Origin of the sequence: Gymnodinialimonas ceratoperidinii (assembly GCF_019297855.1) — a bacterium.
Taxonomy (GTDB): domain Bacteria; phylum Pseudomonadota; class Alphaproteobacteria; order Rhodobacterales; family Rhodobacteraceae; genus Gymnodinialimonas; species Gymnodinialimonas ceratoperidinii.
On sequence record NZ_CP079194.1, the window covers coordinates 2,089,989 to 2,105,121 of the forward strand.

Genomic DNA, 15,133 nt, shown 5'->3' on the forward strand with positions numbered 1-15,133 from the left:
GCGAATTGTCGCCTCTTTCCCGTGGCGGGTGGCCGGCGATAGGCTGCTATTTATCGGACGATCAAAATTAGGAAGTGCCGTAATTTATCGGACGATTAAAATCGCGAGCTTCCGTAAATGATCATTTGATCAGGGTAGCATTTGTTTCTGAGCGTCCGATCAAAGAAACATCGTAAATCCGAGGTGTATACTTGTTGTCTTGAATCCGAAATGAAGAGTATTGGGTTTTTCGATTTGGCAATCCTTCCATCTTTTTCCGAATGGTAAATTAATTGAGGCAACAATCTGGCGGAAATTAGCGAATTGTTCGACACGCCTGCCTGAAAATCGCCACAATTGAATCCGACGCGTTCCGGACACCACAACAGCCCTTCTGCTAACGGCCCACTGCCAGCGACCCCCTCCGCACTGCGTCGAAGCCCCCGAGTCTCCAAATCCCCCTCAGTCATGCGTGCCGTTCAAGCCGGATGTGCGGATTTGGGCCGTGGCCTTTCCCTGGAATTGCGGTAGACAAGGCGCGACGGAGGAGAGTGAGCAGCCATGCGTGATCTGAAGATTCCTGAACAACGCCACCCTGAAAAGGCGCGGCGCCCGGACAATCCTCAGCCAAAGAAGCCATCCTGGATCAGGGTCAAGGCCCCGGTCGGTGAAGGCTACAAGCAGACCGCCTCGATCATGCGCGAGCACAAGCTGACCACGGTCTGCGAGGAAGCAGGTTGTCCGAACGTGGGCGAGTGCTGGTCGCAGGGTCACGCCACGATGATGATCATGGGCGAGGTCTGCACCCGCGCCTGCACCTTCTGCAACATCGCGACCGGCAAGCCGCCCGAAGCGCTCGACGTGTTCGAGCCGGGCCGGGTCGCCGATGCGGTCGCCAAGCTCGGGTTGAACCACGTGGTGATCACGTCCGTGGACCGCGATGACGTGGAGGACGGCGGGGCCGAGCATTTCGCCCAGACGATCCGCGCCGTGCGTCGCCGCTCTCCCGACACCACCATCGAGATCCTGACGCCCGATTTCATCAAGGCCGCCCCCGAGGTGCTGGAAATCGTCGTGGCTGCCAAGCCCGACGTCTTCAACCACAACCTCGAGACGGTGCCCGGCCTTTACCCCGAGGTGCGCCCCGGTGCGCGCTACTTCCATTCGCTCCGCCTGCTGCAGCGGGTGAAAGAGCTGGACCCGACGATTTTCACCAAGTCCGGCATCATGGTCGGTCTGGGCGAGGACCGTCAGTCGGTGATGCAGGTGATGGACGACATGCGCGCTGCCGACGTGGATTTCATGACCGTGGGCCAATACCTGCAACCGACGCCGAAGCACCACGCGGTGGATCGCTTCGTGACACCCGAGGAATTTGCCAGCTACGAGAAGGCGGCTTGGGGCAAGGGGTTCCTGATGGTCTCCGCCACGCCGCTCACGCGCTCCTCCTACCACGCGGGCGACGACTTCGCGCGGCTGCGGGCGAACCGGTTGGAGAGACTGGCGAGCCGGTAAAGCCTACTGCAATCTTAGGGGTTTGCGCTGCTCTCTGGCTGCGCCGGCAGCGCGCCAAGGTAGGCGGCGATGGCGGCGCGGTCGCTGTCGGGCAGGTTTGCGAGGTTCAGGATGACCGAGCGCATGTGGCCGCCCGCACTGTCGAACTCCGGCGTGAAACCATCGGTGAGATAGGCCGCGATTTCCGAGGCTGACCAGTCCAGCTCATCAGGCGTCAGCGCCGGGATCGTGCCGCGCCCACTGGGGTCCGGCGCCCCGCTCAACCATGCGGAACGGTCCAGCCCGCCGAGCATGTCGCGCGGGGTGTGGCATTCGCCGCAGTGCGCCAAGGCCTCTGCAAGGTAGCGCCCCCGCGCGGCGTCTTCCGGAAGCTCGGCCGTTACCGTGTAGCCATCCCGAAGGTTCAGGAGGTTCCAGAAGCCCACGGCGCGGCGAATGTTGAAGGGAAAGCCCACGTCATGGGGCAGGGACGCCGCGTCCGAGGGCGGCAGGGTCTGCATGAAGGCAAAGAGATCGGCGAGGTCCTGGCGTTCGGCCAACCGGTAGGCGGTATAGGGGAAGGCGGGATAATAGTGCTGGCCCTCGGGGCTGATCCCGTTTTGGAGCGCCGTCAGAAACTCCGCCAGCGTCCAGTCGCCGATGCCCTGCTCCGGATGTGGCGAGATATTGGGCGCCCTGAAGGTGCCAAAGTCGCTCGGGAAGGATTGCCCGCCGGACAACAGCAGCCGAGCCTCGCCCGCGGCCTCTTCGCCCGCGTGGCACGAGGCGCAGCCCCCCGCCCAGAACACAGCCTCACCCGCCTCGGCATCGCCGGTCAGCTCCGCGACTTCGGCCTCGGTGATGTGGGTAGGCCGGGTCAGCACCCACGCGAGGCCGAGCCCGAGCACGGCCAGAGCCGCGCCAATGCCGATGAGGCGCCGCACGGCAACCGCGCCTTACTGCGGCTGACGGTAATCGTCGTGGCAATCGCCGCAGGCCGACCCCACGGGCCCCAGACCGGCGCGCAGCGCGTCCAGCCCATCGCCCGCCGTTGCGGCAAGACCCTCGGCGGCGGTGTTGAATTCACCCATGATTTCCATCACGCGGCTGTCGTCGGCCCAGATCGCGGGTAGGGCGCGCGTGCCCTCCATGTTCTCGGTGTCGGTGCCGGGCACCCACATGAAGCGCTGGTCGATCTGGCTGAGCGTCAGCAGGTTGTTCGCGGCGGCTTGGGCGGTTTCTGCATCGTATTCAGTGTTGCCCCGCGCCATCTGACCCAGAACGCCGATGTTGAGAGACATCAACTGCATGTAGCCCTGACGGGCGTTCACGGCCGGGTTCTCGTGCCCATCGGCATGGGCGGTGACGGCAAACGTCGCGGCGGTGGCGGCGGTGGTGAGCGCGAGAATGGCGTTCTTCAGCGTGGACTGCATGGCGGGCTCCAAAATGGCTACGGACAAAATAACGTGGCACTTTCGAGCGTACGGGGCGCTGGCAGTCTGTCAACTCACGCTTCGGTGCGTTCGCGAACCATGTCTCTGCGCGATTGCAGGGGACCCGGCCCAGAGGCGCAGAGCAGAGGCGTCAGTCTTCCATCCGGACCCGGCCGATGAAGGGCAGGTTTCGGTTACGTTGCGCGTAGTCGATGCCGTAGCCCACGACGAACTCGTCGGGGATCTCGAATCCCACCCAATCCGCCTCGATATCCACCTCGCGGCGGATCTTCTTGTTGAGAAGCGCGATGGTTTTCAGCCGGTTGGGTTTGCGTTGGTTCAGCAAGGCCACGACATGGGTCAGCGTGTGGCCGGTGTCGACGATATCCTCGACCACGAGCACGTCACGTCCGCCGATTTCGCCGCGCAAGTCCTTGAGAATACGCACTTCTCGCGAGCTCTCCATGCCGTCGCCGTAGCTTGAGGCTTCTAGGAAATCGACCTCCACCGGCAGGTCCAGCTCGCGCACCAGATCGGCGATGAACACGAAGGAGCCGCGCAGCAACCCCACGACGACCAGTTTGCTGGTGTCGGCATAGGCGTTTTCGATTTCCCGACAGAGATCTTCAATCCGAGCGGCGATGGATTTGGCCGAGATCATCTGCTCGACCGTGTAGCCCTGCTGCGCCATTTCGCCCCCAAATCCTTGTGGTGCCTTGAATTCCTGCGTCCGTTTTATGACATGGTCCCCAAAGGTAAAAGCCGAAAGGGCGCCCGTGCCAAGCCATTCCGAAACCCGCGCGCTGCCATATACCGCGCAGCAGATGTATGACCTCGTGGCCGATGTGGCCAAGTATCCCGACTTCATCCCCTGGACGATCGCGACCCGCGTGCTCTCGGTCGAGGAGGTGGGCGACCATAAGGTGATGCACGCCGATATGGTCGTGGGCTTCAAGATGTTCCGAGAGCGGTTCCAGAGCCGGGTCACGCTTTGGGAGGACGCGAAGAAGATTGATACCGAGTATGTCGACGGGCCGTTCAAATACCTCGTCTCGAATTGGGAGTTCGAGGATACGCCGACCGGAAGCAACGTGCATTTCAAGGTGGATTTCGAGTTCAAGAACAGGCTGTTGCAGGGCGCGGCGGGGCTGTTCTTCATGGATGCCATGCAGCGCATCGTGCGCGCGTTCGAAGCACGGGCTGCGGCGCTTTACGGGCCGGGCGCCTGAACGGGCGTCGCGGCCGTCTTCGATAACGTGCTGGCAATGGGAAGCGCCCGAGCGAGACCCGGGCGCTTCGTTAACGTCGTTAACGATCAGGACGTCATGTCGTAGGCGCGCTCTCCATGGACCGTCAGGTCGAGGCCATTGACCTCGGTTTCCGCGTCCACCCGCAGGTGGGTGACAAGGCTCACCAGCTTGGCGATGACCACCGTCATCACGAAGGTATAGAGGCCCACCACCGCCAATCCGCCGAATTGGGCCAGCGCACTCACGTCATCTGCGAAGAAGATGATCATGATCGTGCCGAAGATGCCGCCGACGCCGTGGACGGCGAAGACGTCCAGCGTGTCGTCGACCCGCGCCTTGTTGCGGATGAAATTGACCGCTTCCTGACAGAGGATGCCCGCGACCGAGCCGATGATCAGCGCCGCGACCGGTCCGACGAAGCCCGAGGCCGGCGTGATCGAGGCGAGGCCCGCGATCGTGCCTGTCACCACGCCGACGAGCGAAACCTTACCGTATTTAACCTTTTCCCACAGACCCCAGGTGAGCGATGCCGCCGCCGCCGAGATATGCGTGACGGTGATCGCCATGGCGGCCCCGCCATCGACTGCCAACTGCGAGCCACCGTTGAAGCCGAACCAGCCGACCCACAACATGCCCGCGCCGATCATCACCATGCCGGGGTTGTGCGGGGGCGTGGTGCGGTTCTTCCGCGCCCCCAACATCACCGCGAGGATCAACGCGGCGAGGCCTGCCGTCTCGTGCACGACGATACCGCCCGCGAAATCGCGCACGCCGATCTCGCCGAAGATGCCGCCGTCCGACAACATGCCGCCGCCCCAGATCCAGTGGACGACGGGGGCGTAGACGACCAGCATCCAGAGCCCGCTGAACAGAAGCACGAAGCCGAAGCCGATACGCTCCACATAGGCGCCGACGATAAGGGCCGGCGTGATGATCGCGAAGGTCATCTGGAACGCGAAGAACAGAACCTCGGGCAGGGTGCCGGAAAGGGTCTCCGCGTTAACGCCGTTAAGAAACGCGCGGTCGAGCCCGCCCCAAAAGCCGCCGTCGCCCGGGCCGAAAGCAATGGAGTAGCCGAGGGCCAGCCAGAGGATGCTCATCACGCAGGCGGTGGCGTAGACATGCATGAACACGCTCAGCACGTTGCGCGCCCGAACGAGGCCGCCGTAAAAAAGTGCCAGTCCTGGCAATGACATGAAGAGAACCAGCGCCGTTGCGACGATGATCCATGCGGTGTCTGCTCCGTTCATTCTGACGGTCCTCTCGCTTCGTTTCATTGCGAAAGAGCGGGTTCAACGCGCGAGAAAAAGAGGCGGTGCGTGAATTCCGTGCTGAAAAGAGGGGCGGTTCTGCGATTGCCCGAAAAATAGGCACTGCGGGGACGTGTTGCCCGAACCTTGGGCTAACCCTGCGCCGCCAATTCGACCAATGACAGGGCATGTTGCACAGTTTTTCGGCGCACCTCGGCCCGGCCCAATGCGCCGAACGCGACGGTTTCCGACCGGACGCCCGCCGCCGTGGCGAGGCCGAAACACACGAGGCCCTCGGGCTTGTGCTCCGAGCCGCCCGGTCCCGCGATGCCCGTCACCGAAACCGCGACCTGCGCGTCAGAGCGCGTCAAGGCGCCCTCTGCCATGGCTCGGGCCACCTCTTCGCTGACGGCGCCATGGGCCTCGATCAGCTCAGTGGGGACGCCCAACGTCTCGGTCTTCGCGGCGTTGGAATATGTCACGAAGCCTCGGTCGAAGACCGCCGAGGACCCCGCGACATCCGTGACCGCGCCCGCGATCAGCCCGCCGGTGCAGCTTTCGGCCGTCGCCAGCATCCAACCGCGCGCGCGCAGGGCGTTAACGACGTTAACACTCACATCAACACCAGATGCGCAAAGACCGCGAGGACCATCACGACCATCGCGGTCAGCCATCCGGCAATCAGGTCATCGGCCATGATCCCGAAGGCGCCGTGCTTTCGGTCCGCCCACCCGACCGGGCCGGGCTTCGCGATATCGAACAGACGGAAGACCACGAAGGCTGCGATCAGCCCGGGGTAGAGCGCGAGGATATCGGCACCCATCATGGCGGCACCGAAGGAGACGGGCCAGAGCGCCACCCATTGCCCCGCGACCTCGTCGATTACAATTTCCGAGGGGTCGTCTTCGTTGTCACCGACCTCTGCCTGCACGGCCCACCAGCCCAAGGCGGTCACCGCAAAGGTCGCCACGAAGAGCAGCCAGAAGCCGCCGATCATGTGCAGCAGGACCGCCGCGATCAGTCCCGCGAGACTGCCCCAGGTTCCGGGTGCCGGACGTAACAGGCCGACGCCGCCGAATGTCGTGATCGCGCGCATCATTTGCGCACCAAAGTTGCCGTGGCCATCGCCGCAATCCCTTCTTCCCGGCCCGTGAACCCGAGCCTCTCTGTTGTTGTCGCCTTTACCGAAACGCGCGCGGTCTCGATCCTCAGAAGCTCGGCCAGACGGGCGCGCATCTCTGCGGCCACGGGGCCGATCTTGGGACGTTCGCACATTAGCGTCAGGTCCACGTTCGAGATCGTGAACCCATGCGAGGCGGCCAGATCGACGGCGTGGGTCAGGAAGATATGGCTCTCTGCGCCCTTCCACTGGGGGTCCGAGGGCGGGAAATGCGTCCCGATATCCCCCTCGGCCAGCGCGCCATAGATGGCGTCCGTCACCGTGTGCAGGCCCACGTCGGCGTCGGAATGGCCTTGCAGGCCCCGGTCATGGGGCACCGAGACGCCGCACAGCCAGACCTGATTGCCCGGCCCGAACCGGTGCACGTCGAAACCGTTTCCGACCCTGATATCCATCACTCTCTCCAGTATCGCGGTGGCCCGCTCGAAGTCGCCGGGGGCGGTCAGCTTGAGGTTGTCCTCCGAGCCGGGCGTGATTGCCACCTTCATTCCGAGGGCGCGCGCGACAGCGACATCATCGGCGGCGGGCCCGTCGTGGGCGGCATGGGCGGCGCGGATCGCGTCGAGGTGGAAACCTTGCGGTGTCTGCGCGCGCCACAGGTTGGTGCGGTCAGCAACTCCCTCGACCGTCTCCTCGCCCCGCCAAAGCGCATCCGTCACCGGCAGCGCAGGGGCGGCGCCCTCGTGGGTGTCGAGCGCATTCAGCACGCCGTCGATCACGGCGCGGCTGATCAGCGGTCGTGCAGCATCGTGGATCAGAACGCGGTCACAGTCTTCGATCATCGCGAGGCCGGCGCGAACGGAGTCGTCCCGCGTCGCGCCGCCGAGTGCCAAACGAAGAGGCGTTTGCGTGGAGGGGCAGCAGGTGTCGAAGATGTCCCGATCGTCTGCATGGGTCACGACGACGATTTCTGTCACCGCCGGGTGCGTGTCGAAAGCCCGGATGGTCCGGGAGATCACCGGCTCGCCACACAAGTCCCTGTATTGTTTCGGGATTCCGCCACCCAAGCGAGTGCCACGCCCGGCCGCGACGATCAGCGCGCAGGCCTTGGGCGATCCATCGGAGGGGGGCAAATCAGTCATGCCCAAGGGTCTAGGCCCAAACCCGCACTGGCACAATCGCTTGATCACCTGCCTAAAAATGCGCCGCATGTGCCTAATTATTGTGCAACTGCGCCGATCCATGCAAAATGACGCCTTCCCACCTTTGTCATCGCGGCCTGCGAGGACTACCAGAAACCCAATTCCTCAAGGAGCCGCCTTTTGCCTGTCACGCTTGGCACCATACCCCTGACCCCTCCGGTCCTTCTCGCGCCCATGGCGGGGATTACGGACCTGCCGTTCCGGCGGCTCGTTTCCAGCTTTGGCGCCGGTCTGGTGGTGAGCGAGATGGTCGCGAGCCAGGAGATGGTGGAGGCCAAGCCCTCGGTCCGCGCGCGCGCCGAACTGGGGTTCATGGAGCAGGCGACCGCCGTTCAACTGGCCGGGCGCGACGCGCACTGGATGGCCGAGGCCGCGCGGATCGCCGAAGGGCAGGGCGCGCGGATCATCGATATCAACATGGGCTGTCCCGCCAAGAAGGTCGTCGGCGGCCTGTCCGGCTCGGCGCTGATGCGCGATCTGGACCATGCGCTGCGCCTGATCGAAGCCGTGGTTAACGCCGTTAACGTTCCTGTTACGCTGAAGACGCGTCTGGGGTGGGATGATGACACGTTGAACGCGCCTGACCTCGCGCGACGGGCAGAGGCGGCGGGCATCCAGATGATCACGATCCACGGCCGGACCCGGTGCCAGTTCTACAAGGGGACCGCCGATTGGAACGCCATTCGCGCGGTCAAGGACGCCGTGGAGATCCCGGTGATCGCCAACGGCGATATCACCGACGCGCCCGCGGCCGCGCAGGCCTTGCGCTGCTCAGGCGCCGACGGCGTCATGGTCGGGCGCGGGATACAGGGACAGCCGTGGTTGCTGGCGCAGATCGGGGCGGCGCTTTGGGGCGCCGCGGCCCCGGACGTCCCACAGGACGACGCGTTTACCACGATGGTCTCGGACCATTACGAGGAAATGCTGAGCTTCTATGGCGCCGATCTGGGCAGCCGCGTCGCCCGCAAGCACCTCGGGTGGTACATGGATCATGTCGGCACCGAGGCCAGCCTGCGCAAGCGCGTCTTGACCGAGAAGGTGCCGGCGAATGTCCTGCGTCTTTTGGCCGACGCGCTCACGCCCACGGACCGGATGGCCGCCGCATGAGTGTGACGACGTCAGCGCTTTGGGCGTCCTTGCCCACGCCGGCCCTGATCCTTGATGCGGAGGATCGTATCCGTGACGTGAACCCCATGGCCGAGACGTTTCTGAATGCTTCGAGCCGGGCGCTGGATGGTCATCTGGCCTGGACGAAAATCACGGTGGAGCCCGATTTGAGCGAGAGCGTCGCCCGCGTCCGCGCGGCGCAGACGCCGATGTTCGTGAACGGCGTCGACGTGGGCACCGGAAGCCGCCGCCCGGTGTCGTGCAACATTCAGATCGGCCCCCTCGCTGATCGCCCCGATCATGTGCTCGTGCTGTTGGAAAACCGGGAACTCGTAGGCCGGATGAGCCGCGCGATGTCGTCGAAGACCGCGGCGAAATCCGCGATCGGCATGGCCGAGATGCTGGCCCACGAGATCAAGAACCCGCTCGCGGGCATCACCGGGGCGGCGCAGCTGATCTCGATGAACGCCAATGCCGAGGACCGGGAGTTGACCGATCTGATCGTGGCGGAGACCCGGCGCGTTCTGAAGCTGCTCGAGCAGGTGGAAGACTTCGGCAACGTGCGCCCGCCCGAACGGCGCGCGGTCAATATTCACGATGTGCTGGATCGCGCGCGGAAATCCGCCTCGGTGGGCTTCGCGTCCCATATGGTCATCTCCGAGGCCTACGACCCGTCCCTGCCGCCGACCTGGGCCGATCCGGACCAGTTGCAGCAAGTCGTTGTAAATCTGTTGAAAAACGCGGCCGAGGCGGGCAAGTCCGGCGGCAGAATCCAGCTCAAGACGTTCTACGAGGCCTCGCTGAAAGTGCGGCGCGCGGACGGCACGGGGACAGCGGCGCCGCTTCAGATCGAGGTAATCGACGACGGACCCGGCATCGCGCCGGAACTGCAGCAGGACGTGTTCGAGCCCTTCGTTTCGGGCCGCGAGAACGGCACCGGACTGGGCCTCGCGCTGATCTCGAAGATCGTGGCGGAGCATGACGGCTGGATCGCGGTCGAGAGCAAGCCGGGCCGCACCGCGTTTCGCGTATCGCTGCCGGTCGCGCCGAAGGAGGCGCAATGAGCATCTTATTTAAGATGGGCTCGTGGCCCGGCAGCGCTCGCCGCAAACGCCTCAAGCTACTGACAACAAACCGAACAAAAGGCGCCTGACTCATGGACGGAACCGTATTAGTCGCAGATGATGATCGCACGATCCGCACCGTTTTGACCCAAGCCCTGACCCGCGCGGGCTGCAAGGTGCACGCGACCTCCAGCCTCGTGACGCTGATGCGGTGGGTGGACGAGGGCAAGGGCGATCTGGTGATCTCGGACGTCGTGATGCCCGACGGAAACGGGCTAGACACCCTGCCGTTGATCAACCAGCGGCGGCCGGGGCTGCCGGTCATCATCATCTCGGCTCAGAACACGATCATGACGGCGATCCAAGCGACCGAAAAGGACGCCTATGATTACCTGCCGAAGCCCTTCGACCTGCCCGATCTGATGAAGCGCGCCGCGCGGGCTCTGGACCAGAAGCGTCACAAGCCTGCTGCGGCACCAAGCACGGATCCGGCGCTGGCCGCCGTCGGGGATGAACTGCCGATGGTCGGGCGCACCCCGTCGATGCAGGCGCTCTACCGCCTTGTCGCAAGGGTGATGAACAGCGATCTGACGGTGATGGTCACCGGCGAAAGCGGCACCGGCAAGTCCCTGATCGCGCGGGCCATTCACGATTTCTCCGACCGGCGGACGCTGCCTTTCGTGGTCGCGACGGGGGCTGATCTGATGGGGGCCGACGGGCCTTCGACGATCTTTAATCGCGCCAAGGGCGGCTCGATCCTGTTCGAGGAAGTCAGCGATCTGGACGACGAGGCGCAGGCGAAGATCGTGCGCATGCTCGACGCCATGCCGCCTGCCAATCCGCGGATCATGGCGACGTCCCAGAAGGATCTGGCGGAGCGGATGGAGCAGGGGGAGTTTCGGCAGGACCTCTTCTACCGCCTCGGCGGCGTCAGCATCGAAGTGCCGGCCCTGCGGGAACGGGTCGACGATATCCCGCTGCTGGCCGCGCATTTCCTCGCCCGTGCAGAGCGTGACGGCGCGGCCGCGCGGCGGCTCTCCGGCGAGGCCTTGGACCTGCTGCGCGCCTATTCGTGGCCCGGGAACGTGCGACAGTTGGAAAACACGATCCGCCGCCTGACCGTGACCGCCCAGGTGGCCGAGATCACCCGCGCCGAGGTGGAAGCCGTGCTCGGCTCGCAGCCCGAGATCGAGCCGCTGATGTCTGGCTCCAGCGAAGGCGACAAGCTGAGCGCGTCGGTCGCGAAACACCTGCGCCGTTACTTCGATCTGCACGGCGGCGTTTTGCCTTCGCCGGGCCTCTACGCGCGTATTTTAAGGGAAGTTGAGGCTCCTTTGATCGAAATCGCCCTTGATGCGACCGCGGGAAATCAGGCTAAATGTGCCGATCTTCTTGGGATCAACCGCAATACCTTGCGCAAAAAGATCACCGATCTGGATATTCGCGTGACACGCCGCCGCAAACTGGTGTAATATCGCAACACGCGTGGCACTTCGGGAACAGGCTCTCGGAGGTGCAACGGTCCTGTCAGGCCGGAAAAACGCGCGAACTGGGGGTTGCGAGTGGTGGACGAATCCGCCCGAGGTACGGGCGATCATCTGACAATGTGGGACCGCATCGGTCTGTTGCGCCGCAACAGGCAGTTGCGGAGCTTTGGCACCATCGGGCTGGTGATCCTCGCCCCGGTGCTGGCGCTGGCGACCTTCCTCGCGTTCGGACCATTGGCAGAGGTCACGGACAGCCCCGGCCTGCGCCTCGTGATCATGGCCGACCTCGTCTACATTCTTGTCGTGGCAACCCTTGTCCTGCGCGAGGTTGCGCGGATCGTCGCCTCGCGCCGCGCACAATCGGCGGGTTCGCGATTGCATCTGCGGCTGACGGCGATTTTCGGCGTCGTGGCGCTGGTGCCAACCGTCGTCGTGGCCGTTCTCGCGGTCCTGTCGGTGAACATGGGGTTGGAGGGATGGTTCTCGGACCGGGTCTCCACCGCGCTTGGAAATTCCGTTGACGCGGCAGTGGCTTACCAGCAGGAGCACCGGGACGATCTGGAGCAGGACGCCCGTGCGCTGGCGGCCTATTTGAACATCAACCGGCGCACGACGCCGTTTTTGTCCGACGGTGATCTGCGGCAAGTCCTCAGCGCCGGGCAAAGCCAGATCCAACGCGGGTTGCGAGAGGCTTTCGTGATCGACAGCGCCGGCAATATCCGGGCGCGGGGCGCGCGGTCCTACCTGTTCGATTACGACGCCCCGAGCGCGGAGGACCTGGCGGCTGCGGCGGAGGGCGAGGTGGTGCTGACCGAGGACCGCGCCCAGAACGAATTCCGCGCCCTGTTCCGGCTCGCCGCTTTCCCCGATCGCTACCTCTATATCTCGCGAGAGGTAGACGGCCAGATCATCGCCCTGTTGGACGAGACCGAGCAGACCGTGAGGCTCTACCGGCAGGTGGAGGAAGATCGCGGCAGGCTGCTGTTCGACTTCGCGCTGCTCTACCTCGGCTTCGCGACGCTGATGATCCTCGCCGCGATCTGGGCCGGCCTGTCATTCGGCGAGCGTCTGTCCCGGCCCGTGGGGCAACTGGCGGGCGCGGCGCAGCGCGTGGGGCAGGGTGATCTTGACGTGCGGGTGCGCGAAGAAACCTCGGACGACGAAATCGCGATGTTGGGGCGCCTCTTCAACCAGATGACGCGCCAGTTGAAAGGCCAGCGAGAGACGCTCGTGGAGCAGAACGCCGCGACCGAGGAATCGCGGCGCCTGTTCGACTCGGTGCTTTCGTCGGTGACCGCCGGGGTGGTCGGGCTGGAAGAGGGCGGCCGCGTGGATTTCATGAACCGCTCGGCCCGGCGGTTGCTCTCCTTGGTGGAGCAGCGCGACAGCGGGCTGACCTTGGAAGCGGCCGTGCCGGAGTTCGCCGCGCTCTTCGAGAAGCTGAAGAGCACGGCGGCCGAGGCTGTTCAGGAAGAGATCAAGCTGACCCGAGGCGGCAAGCAGGAAAGCCTGCTGGTGCGCATGGCGACGCGGCGCAACGACAAGGGTGAGTTGGAAGGCTACGTGGTTGCCTTCGACGATGTGACCCAACTGGTCAGCGCACAGCGCATGGCCGCTTGGGGAGACGTGGCCCGCCGCATTGCCCATGAGATCAAGAACCCCCTGACGCCGATCCAGCTCTCGGCAGAACGCATAAAGCGCAAGTTTTCCAAAATGTTGGAAGGCGAAGATAAAGAAGCGCTTGAGCAGATGACAGGGGTGATCGTGCGCCAGACAAACGATCTGCGCCGCATCGTCGATGAGTTCTCGAAGTTCGCCCGGATGCCCGAGCCCGAAACCCGCCGCGAGGATATGGTTCAACTGTTGAACAATGCTGTCATGCTGCAACGTGCCGGTCAGCCTGACACTCACTTCACGACCAATATTCCCGACCGCGAGGTGCTGGCGGAAGTCGACGCCACGATGATCGGTCAGGCTTTGACAAACCTGTTGAAGAACGGCGGCGAAGCCATTGAAAGCCTTTACGAAAAGAAGAAGCCGGAAGGCCATGAACCGGAGATCAAGGTGGACGTCACCCTGACGCCCGAGGTGATCTGCATCGAGATTTCCGACAACGGGATCGGCCTGCCGCCGGACCGCTCGAAACTATTCGAACCCTATGTGACGACGCGCGACAAGGGCACTGGCCTAGGCCTGCCGATCGTCAAGAAAATCATTGAAGAGCACGGCGGAACGCTGGTCTTGCAGGATGCGGAGCCGTTCAGCGACGGCGCGCATCCCGGCGCCATGGCCCGCATCATCCTGCCGCGTCTTCCCGACAGTAATGGAGAACCCACATGAGCGATATTCTGGTCGTTGACGACGAACGCGACATCCGTGAATTGATCTGTGACATCTTGCAGGATGAGGGGTTCTCGACCCGCATGGCGGGGAATTCCGACGAGGCGATGGCCGAGTTGAACAAGAGCCAGCCGGGGCTGATGATCCTCGATATCTGGCTGAAGGACAGCAACATGGACGGGATCGACATCCTCGGCCATGTGAAGCGCGACAACCCGGAAGTGCCGGTGGTCATCATCTCGGGTCACGGCAACGTTGAAATCGCCGTCGCTGCGATCAAGCAGGGCGCCTACGACTTCATCGAGAAGCCGTTCAACATCGACCAGTTGATGGTGGTGATCAAACGCGCGATGGAGACCTCGCGTCTGCGGCGTGAGAACGTCTCGCTGCGGCGCCAGGACACGCGGTCGGCGGACATGGTGGGAAGCTCCTCGGCGTTCCGCACCCTGAAAAGCCAGCTCGACAAGGTGACCAAGTCGAACGGGCGCGTGATGCTGACAGGGGGGCCGGGCACGGGCAAGGAGGTCGCCGCACGCTACATCCACGCCGAGAGCAACCGCGCCGATGCGCCCTTCGTGACCGTCTCCAGCGCCTCGATCCAGCCCGACCACATGGAAGAGGTCCTTTTCGGCCGCGAGAGCCAGCAGCGCGGCGTGGAGCAGGGCCTGTTGGAGCAGGCCCACGGCGGCGTCATCTATTTCGACGAGGTCGCCGACATGCCGCTTGCGACCCAGGCGAAGATTCTGCGGGTGCTGGTGGACCAGAGCTTCACCCGTGTGGGCGGCACCGCCAAGGTGCGGGTCGATCTGCGGGTCATCTCGTCCACGACGAAGGACCTGACCGTCGAGATCGCGGAGGGCCGTTTCCGTGAGGAATTGTTCCATCGTCTCAACGTCGTCCCGGTCGAAGTGCCCTCCTTGGAGGATCGGCGCGAGGACGTGCCGGAACTCGCGCGCCACTTCATCGACCTCTTCAATCGCGAACAGGGCCTTACCGCGCGCGAGTTGGGCGAGGACGCCAGCGCCATGCTGCAGACAATGTCCTGGCCCGGCAACGTGCGGCAGCTGAAGAACGTGATCGAGCGGGTCATGATCCTTGGCGAGGGCACAGGCCCGATCGAGGCGCGCGATCTTCCCGGCCAGGAGGAAGCGCCCACCAGCGAGGACGACATGGCGCTTTCGGCGTCGCTCACCACCTTGCCGCTGCGCGAGGCGCGCGAGCTGTTCGAGCGGCAATATCTCATGGCGCAGATCAACCGCTTCGGCGGAAACATCTCGCGCACCGCGAGCTTCGTGGGCATGGAACGCTCGGCCCTGCACCGGAAGTTGAAATCCCTCGGCGTGGTGACGACCTCCAAGGCCGGCACGCGCGTGGCGCAAGTAAGCGAAGGCTAGGCGGGCTGCCGGC

14 protein-coding genes are annotated in these 15,133 nt (G+C 64.2%); 7 read left to right on the forward strand and 7 right to left on the reverse strand.

Annotated elements, in window-relative coordinates; all coding sequences use genetic code 11:
• Positions 1-540 precede the first annotated feature (540 nt).
• Positions 541-1,494 (forward strand): lipoyl synthase, encoded by a 954-nt coding sequence (lipA, locus tag KYE46_RS10180; RefSeq protein WP_219000516.1) that lies wholly within the window; start codon positions 541-543, stop codon positions 1,492-1,494.
• Positions 1,495-1,508: 14 nt separating this feature from the next.
• Here lipA and KYE46_RS10185 read toward each other — a convergent pair whose 3' ends face one another.
• The 3 genes from KYE46_RS10185 to hpt form a co-directional block, all read right to left on the reverse strand.
• Positions 1,509-2,417, reverse strand: a complete 909-nt coding sequence (locus KYE46_RS10185; RefSeq protein WP_219000517.1) for a cytochrome c — start codon at positions 2,415-2,417, stop codon at positions 1,509-1,511.
• A gap of 12 nt (positions 2,418-2,429) precedes the next feature.
• Positions 2,430-2,906: a c-type cytochrome gene (locus tag KYE46_RS10190; protein WP_219000518.1), complete on the reverse strand. Its 477-nt coding sequence runs from the start codon at positions 2,904-2,906 to the stop codon at positions 2,430-2,432.
• Positions 2,907-3,057: 151 nt separating this feature from the next.
• Positions 3,058-3,597: a hypoxanthine phosphoribosyltransferase gene (hpt, locus tag KYE46_RS10195; RefSeq protein WP_219000519.1), complete on the reverse strand. Its 540-nt coding sequence runs from the start codon at positions 3,595-3,597 to the stop codon at positions 3,058-3,060.
• Between the two features lie 85 nt (positions 3,598-3,682).
• On the opposite strand from hpt, the gene KYE46_RS10200 reads away from it, so the two are divergent.
• Positions 3,683-4,135, forward strand: a complete 453-nt coding sequence (locus KYE46_RS10200; RefSeq protein ID WP_219000520.1) for a type II toxin-antitoxin system RatA family toxin — start codon at positions 3,683-3,685, stop codon at positions 4,133-4,135.
• An 86-nt stretch (positions 4,136-4,221) separates the two neighbouring features.
• Here KYE46_RS10200 and KYE46_RS10205 read toward each other — a convergent pair whose 3' ends face one another.
• From KYE46_RS10205 to KYE46_RS10220, 4 genes are all read right to left on the reverse strand, one after another.
• Positions 4,222-5,406 carry an ammonium transporter gene (locus KYE46_RS10205; RefSeq protein WP_219000521.1) on the reverse strand — a complete coding sequence of 395 codons (1,185 nt, stop codon included), beginning with the start codon at positions 5,404-5,406 and terminating at the stop codon, positions 4,222-4,224.
• A 152-nt stretch (positions 5,407-5,558) separates the two neighbouring features.
• Entirely contained in the window at positions 5,559-6,023 is a 465-nt protein-coding gene (locus tag KYE46_RS10210; RefSeq protein ID WP_283095192.1) for a CinA family protein, read from the reverse strand.
• Positions 6,020-6,505: a phosphatidylglycerophosphatase A family protein gene (locus KYE46_RS10215; protein ID WP_219000523.1), complete on the reverse strand. Its 486-nt coding sequence runs from the start codon at positions 6,503-6,505 to the stop codon at positions 6,020-6,022. The genes KYE46_RS10210 and KYE46_RS10215 overlap by 4 nt, the downstream gene beginning before the upstream one ends.
• The gene (locus KYE46_RS10220) at positions 6,502-7,668 is read right to left on the reverse strand and encodes a bifunctional 2-C-methyl-D-erythritol 4-phosphate cytidylyltransferase/2-C-methyl-D-erythritol 2,4-cyclodiphosphate synthase (RefSeq protein WP_219000524.1); all 1,167 of its coding nucleotides are present in this window, start codon (positions 7,666-7,668) and stop codon (positions 6,502-6,504) included. The genes KYE46_RS10215 and KYE46_RS10220 overlap by 4 nt, the downstream gene beginning before the upstream one ends.
• A 180-nt stretch (positions 7,669-7,848) precedes the next feature.
• Between KYE46_RS10220 and dusB the strand changes: the two genes are divergently transcribed.
• From dusB to ntrX, 5 genes are all read left to right on the forward strand, one after another.
• Positions 7,849-8,835, forward strand: coding sequence for a tRNA dihydrouridine synthase DusB (gene dusB, locus KYE46_RS10225; RefSeq protein ID WP_219000525.1), 987 nt, complete (start codon positions 7,849-7,851; stop codon positions 8,833-8,835).
• Entirely contained in the window at positions 8,832-9,899 is a 1,068-nt protein-coding gene (locus KYE46_RS10230) for a two-component system sensor histidine kinase NtrB (protein ID WP_219000526.1), read from the forward strand. Before dusB ends, KYE46_RS10230 begins: the two co-directional genes overlap by 4 nt.
• A gap of 92 nt (positions 9,900-9,991) precedes the next feature.
• Entirely contained in the window at positions 9,992-11,371 is a 1,380-nt protein-coding gene (locus tag KYE46_RS10235) for a response regulator (protein WP_219000527.1), read from the forward strand.
• A 132-nt stretch (positions 11,372-11,503) separates the two neighbouring features.
• Entirely contained in the window at positions 11,504-13,726 is a 2,223-nt protein-coding gene (locus tag KYE46_RS10240) for a sensor histidine kinase NtrY-like (RefSeq protein WP_219005085.1), read from the forward strand.
• On the forward strand, positions 13,723-15,120 hold the full coding sequence (gene ntrX, locus KYE46_RS10245) for a nitrogen assimilation response regulator NtrX (RefSeq protein WP_219000528.1): 1,398 nt from the start codon (positions 13,723-13,725) through the stop codon (positions 15,118-15,120). The genes KYE46_RS10240 and ntrX overlap by 4 nt, the downstream gene beginning before the upstream one ends.
• Positions 15,121-15,133 lie beyond the last annotated feature (13 nt).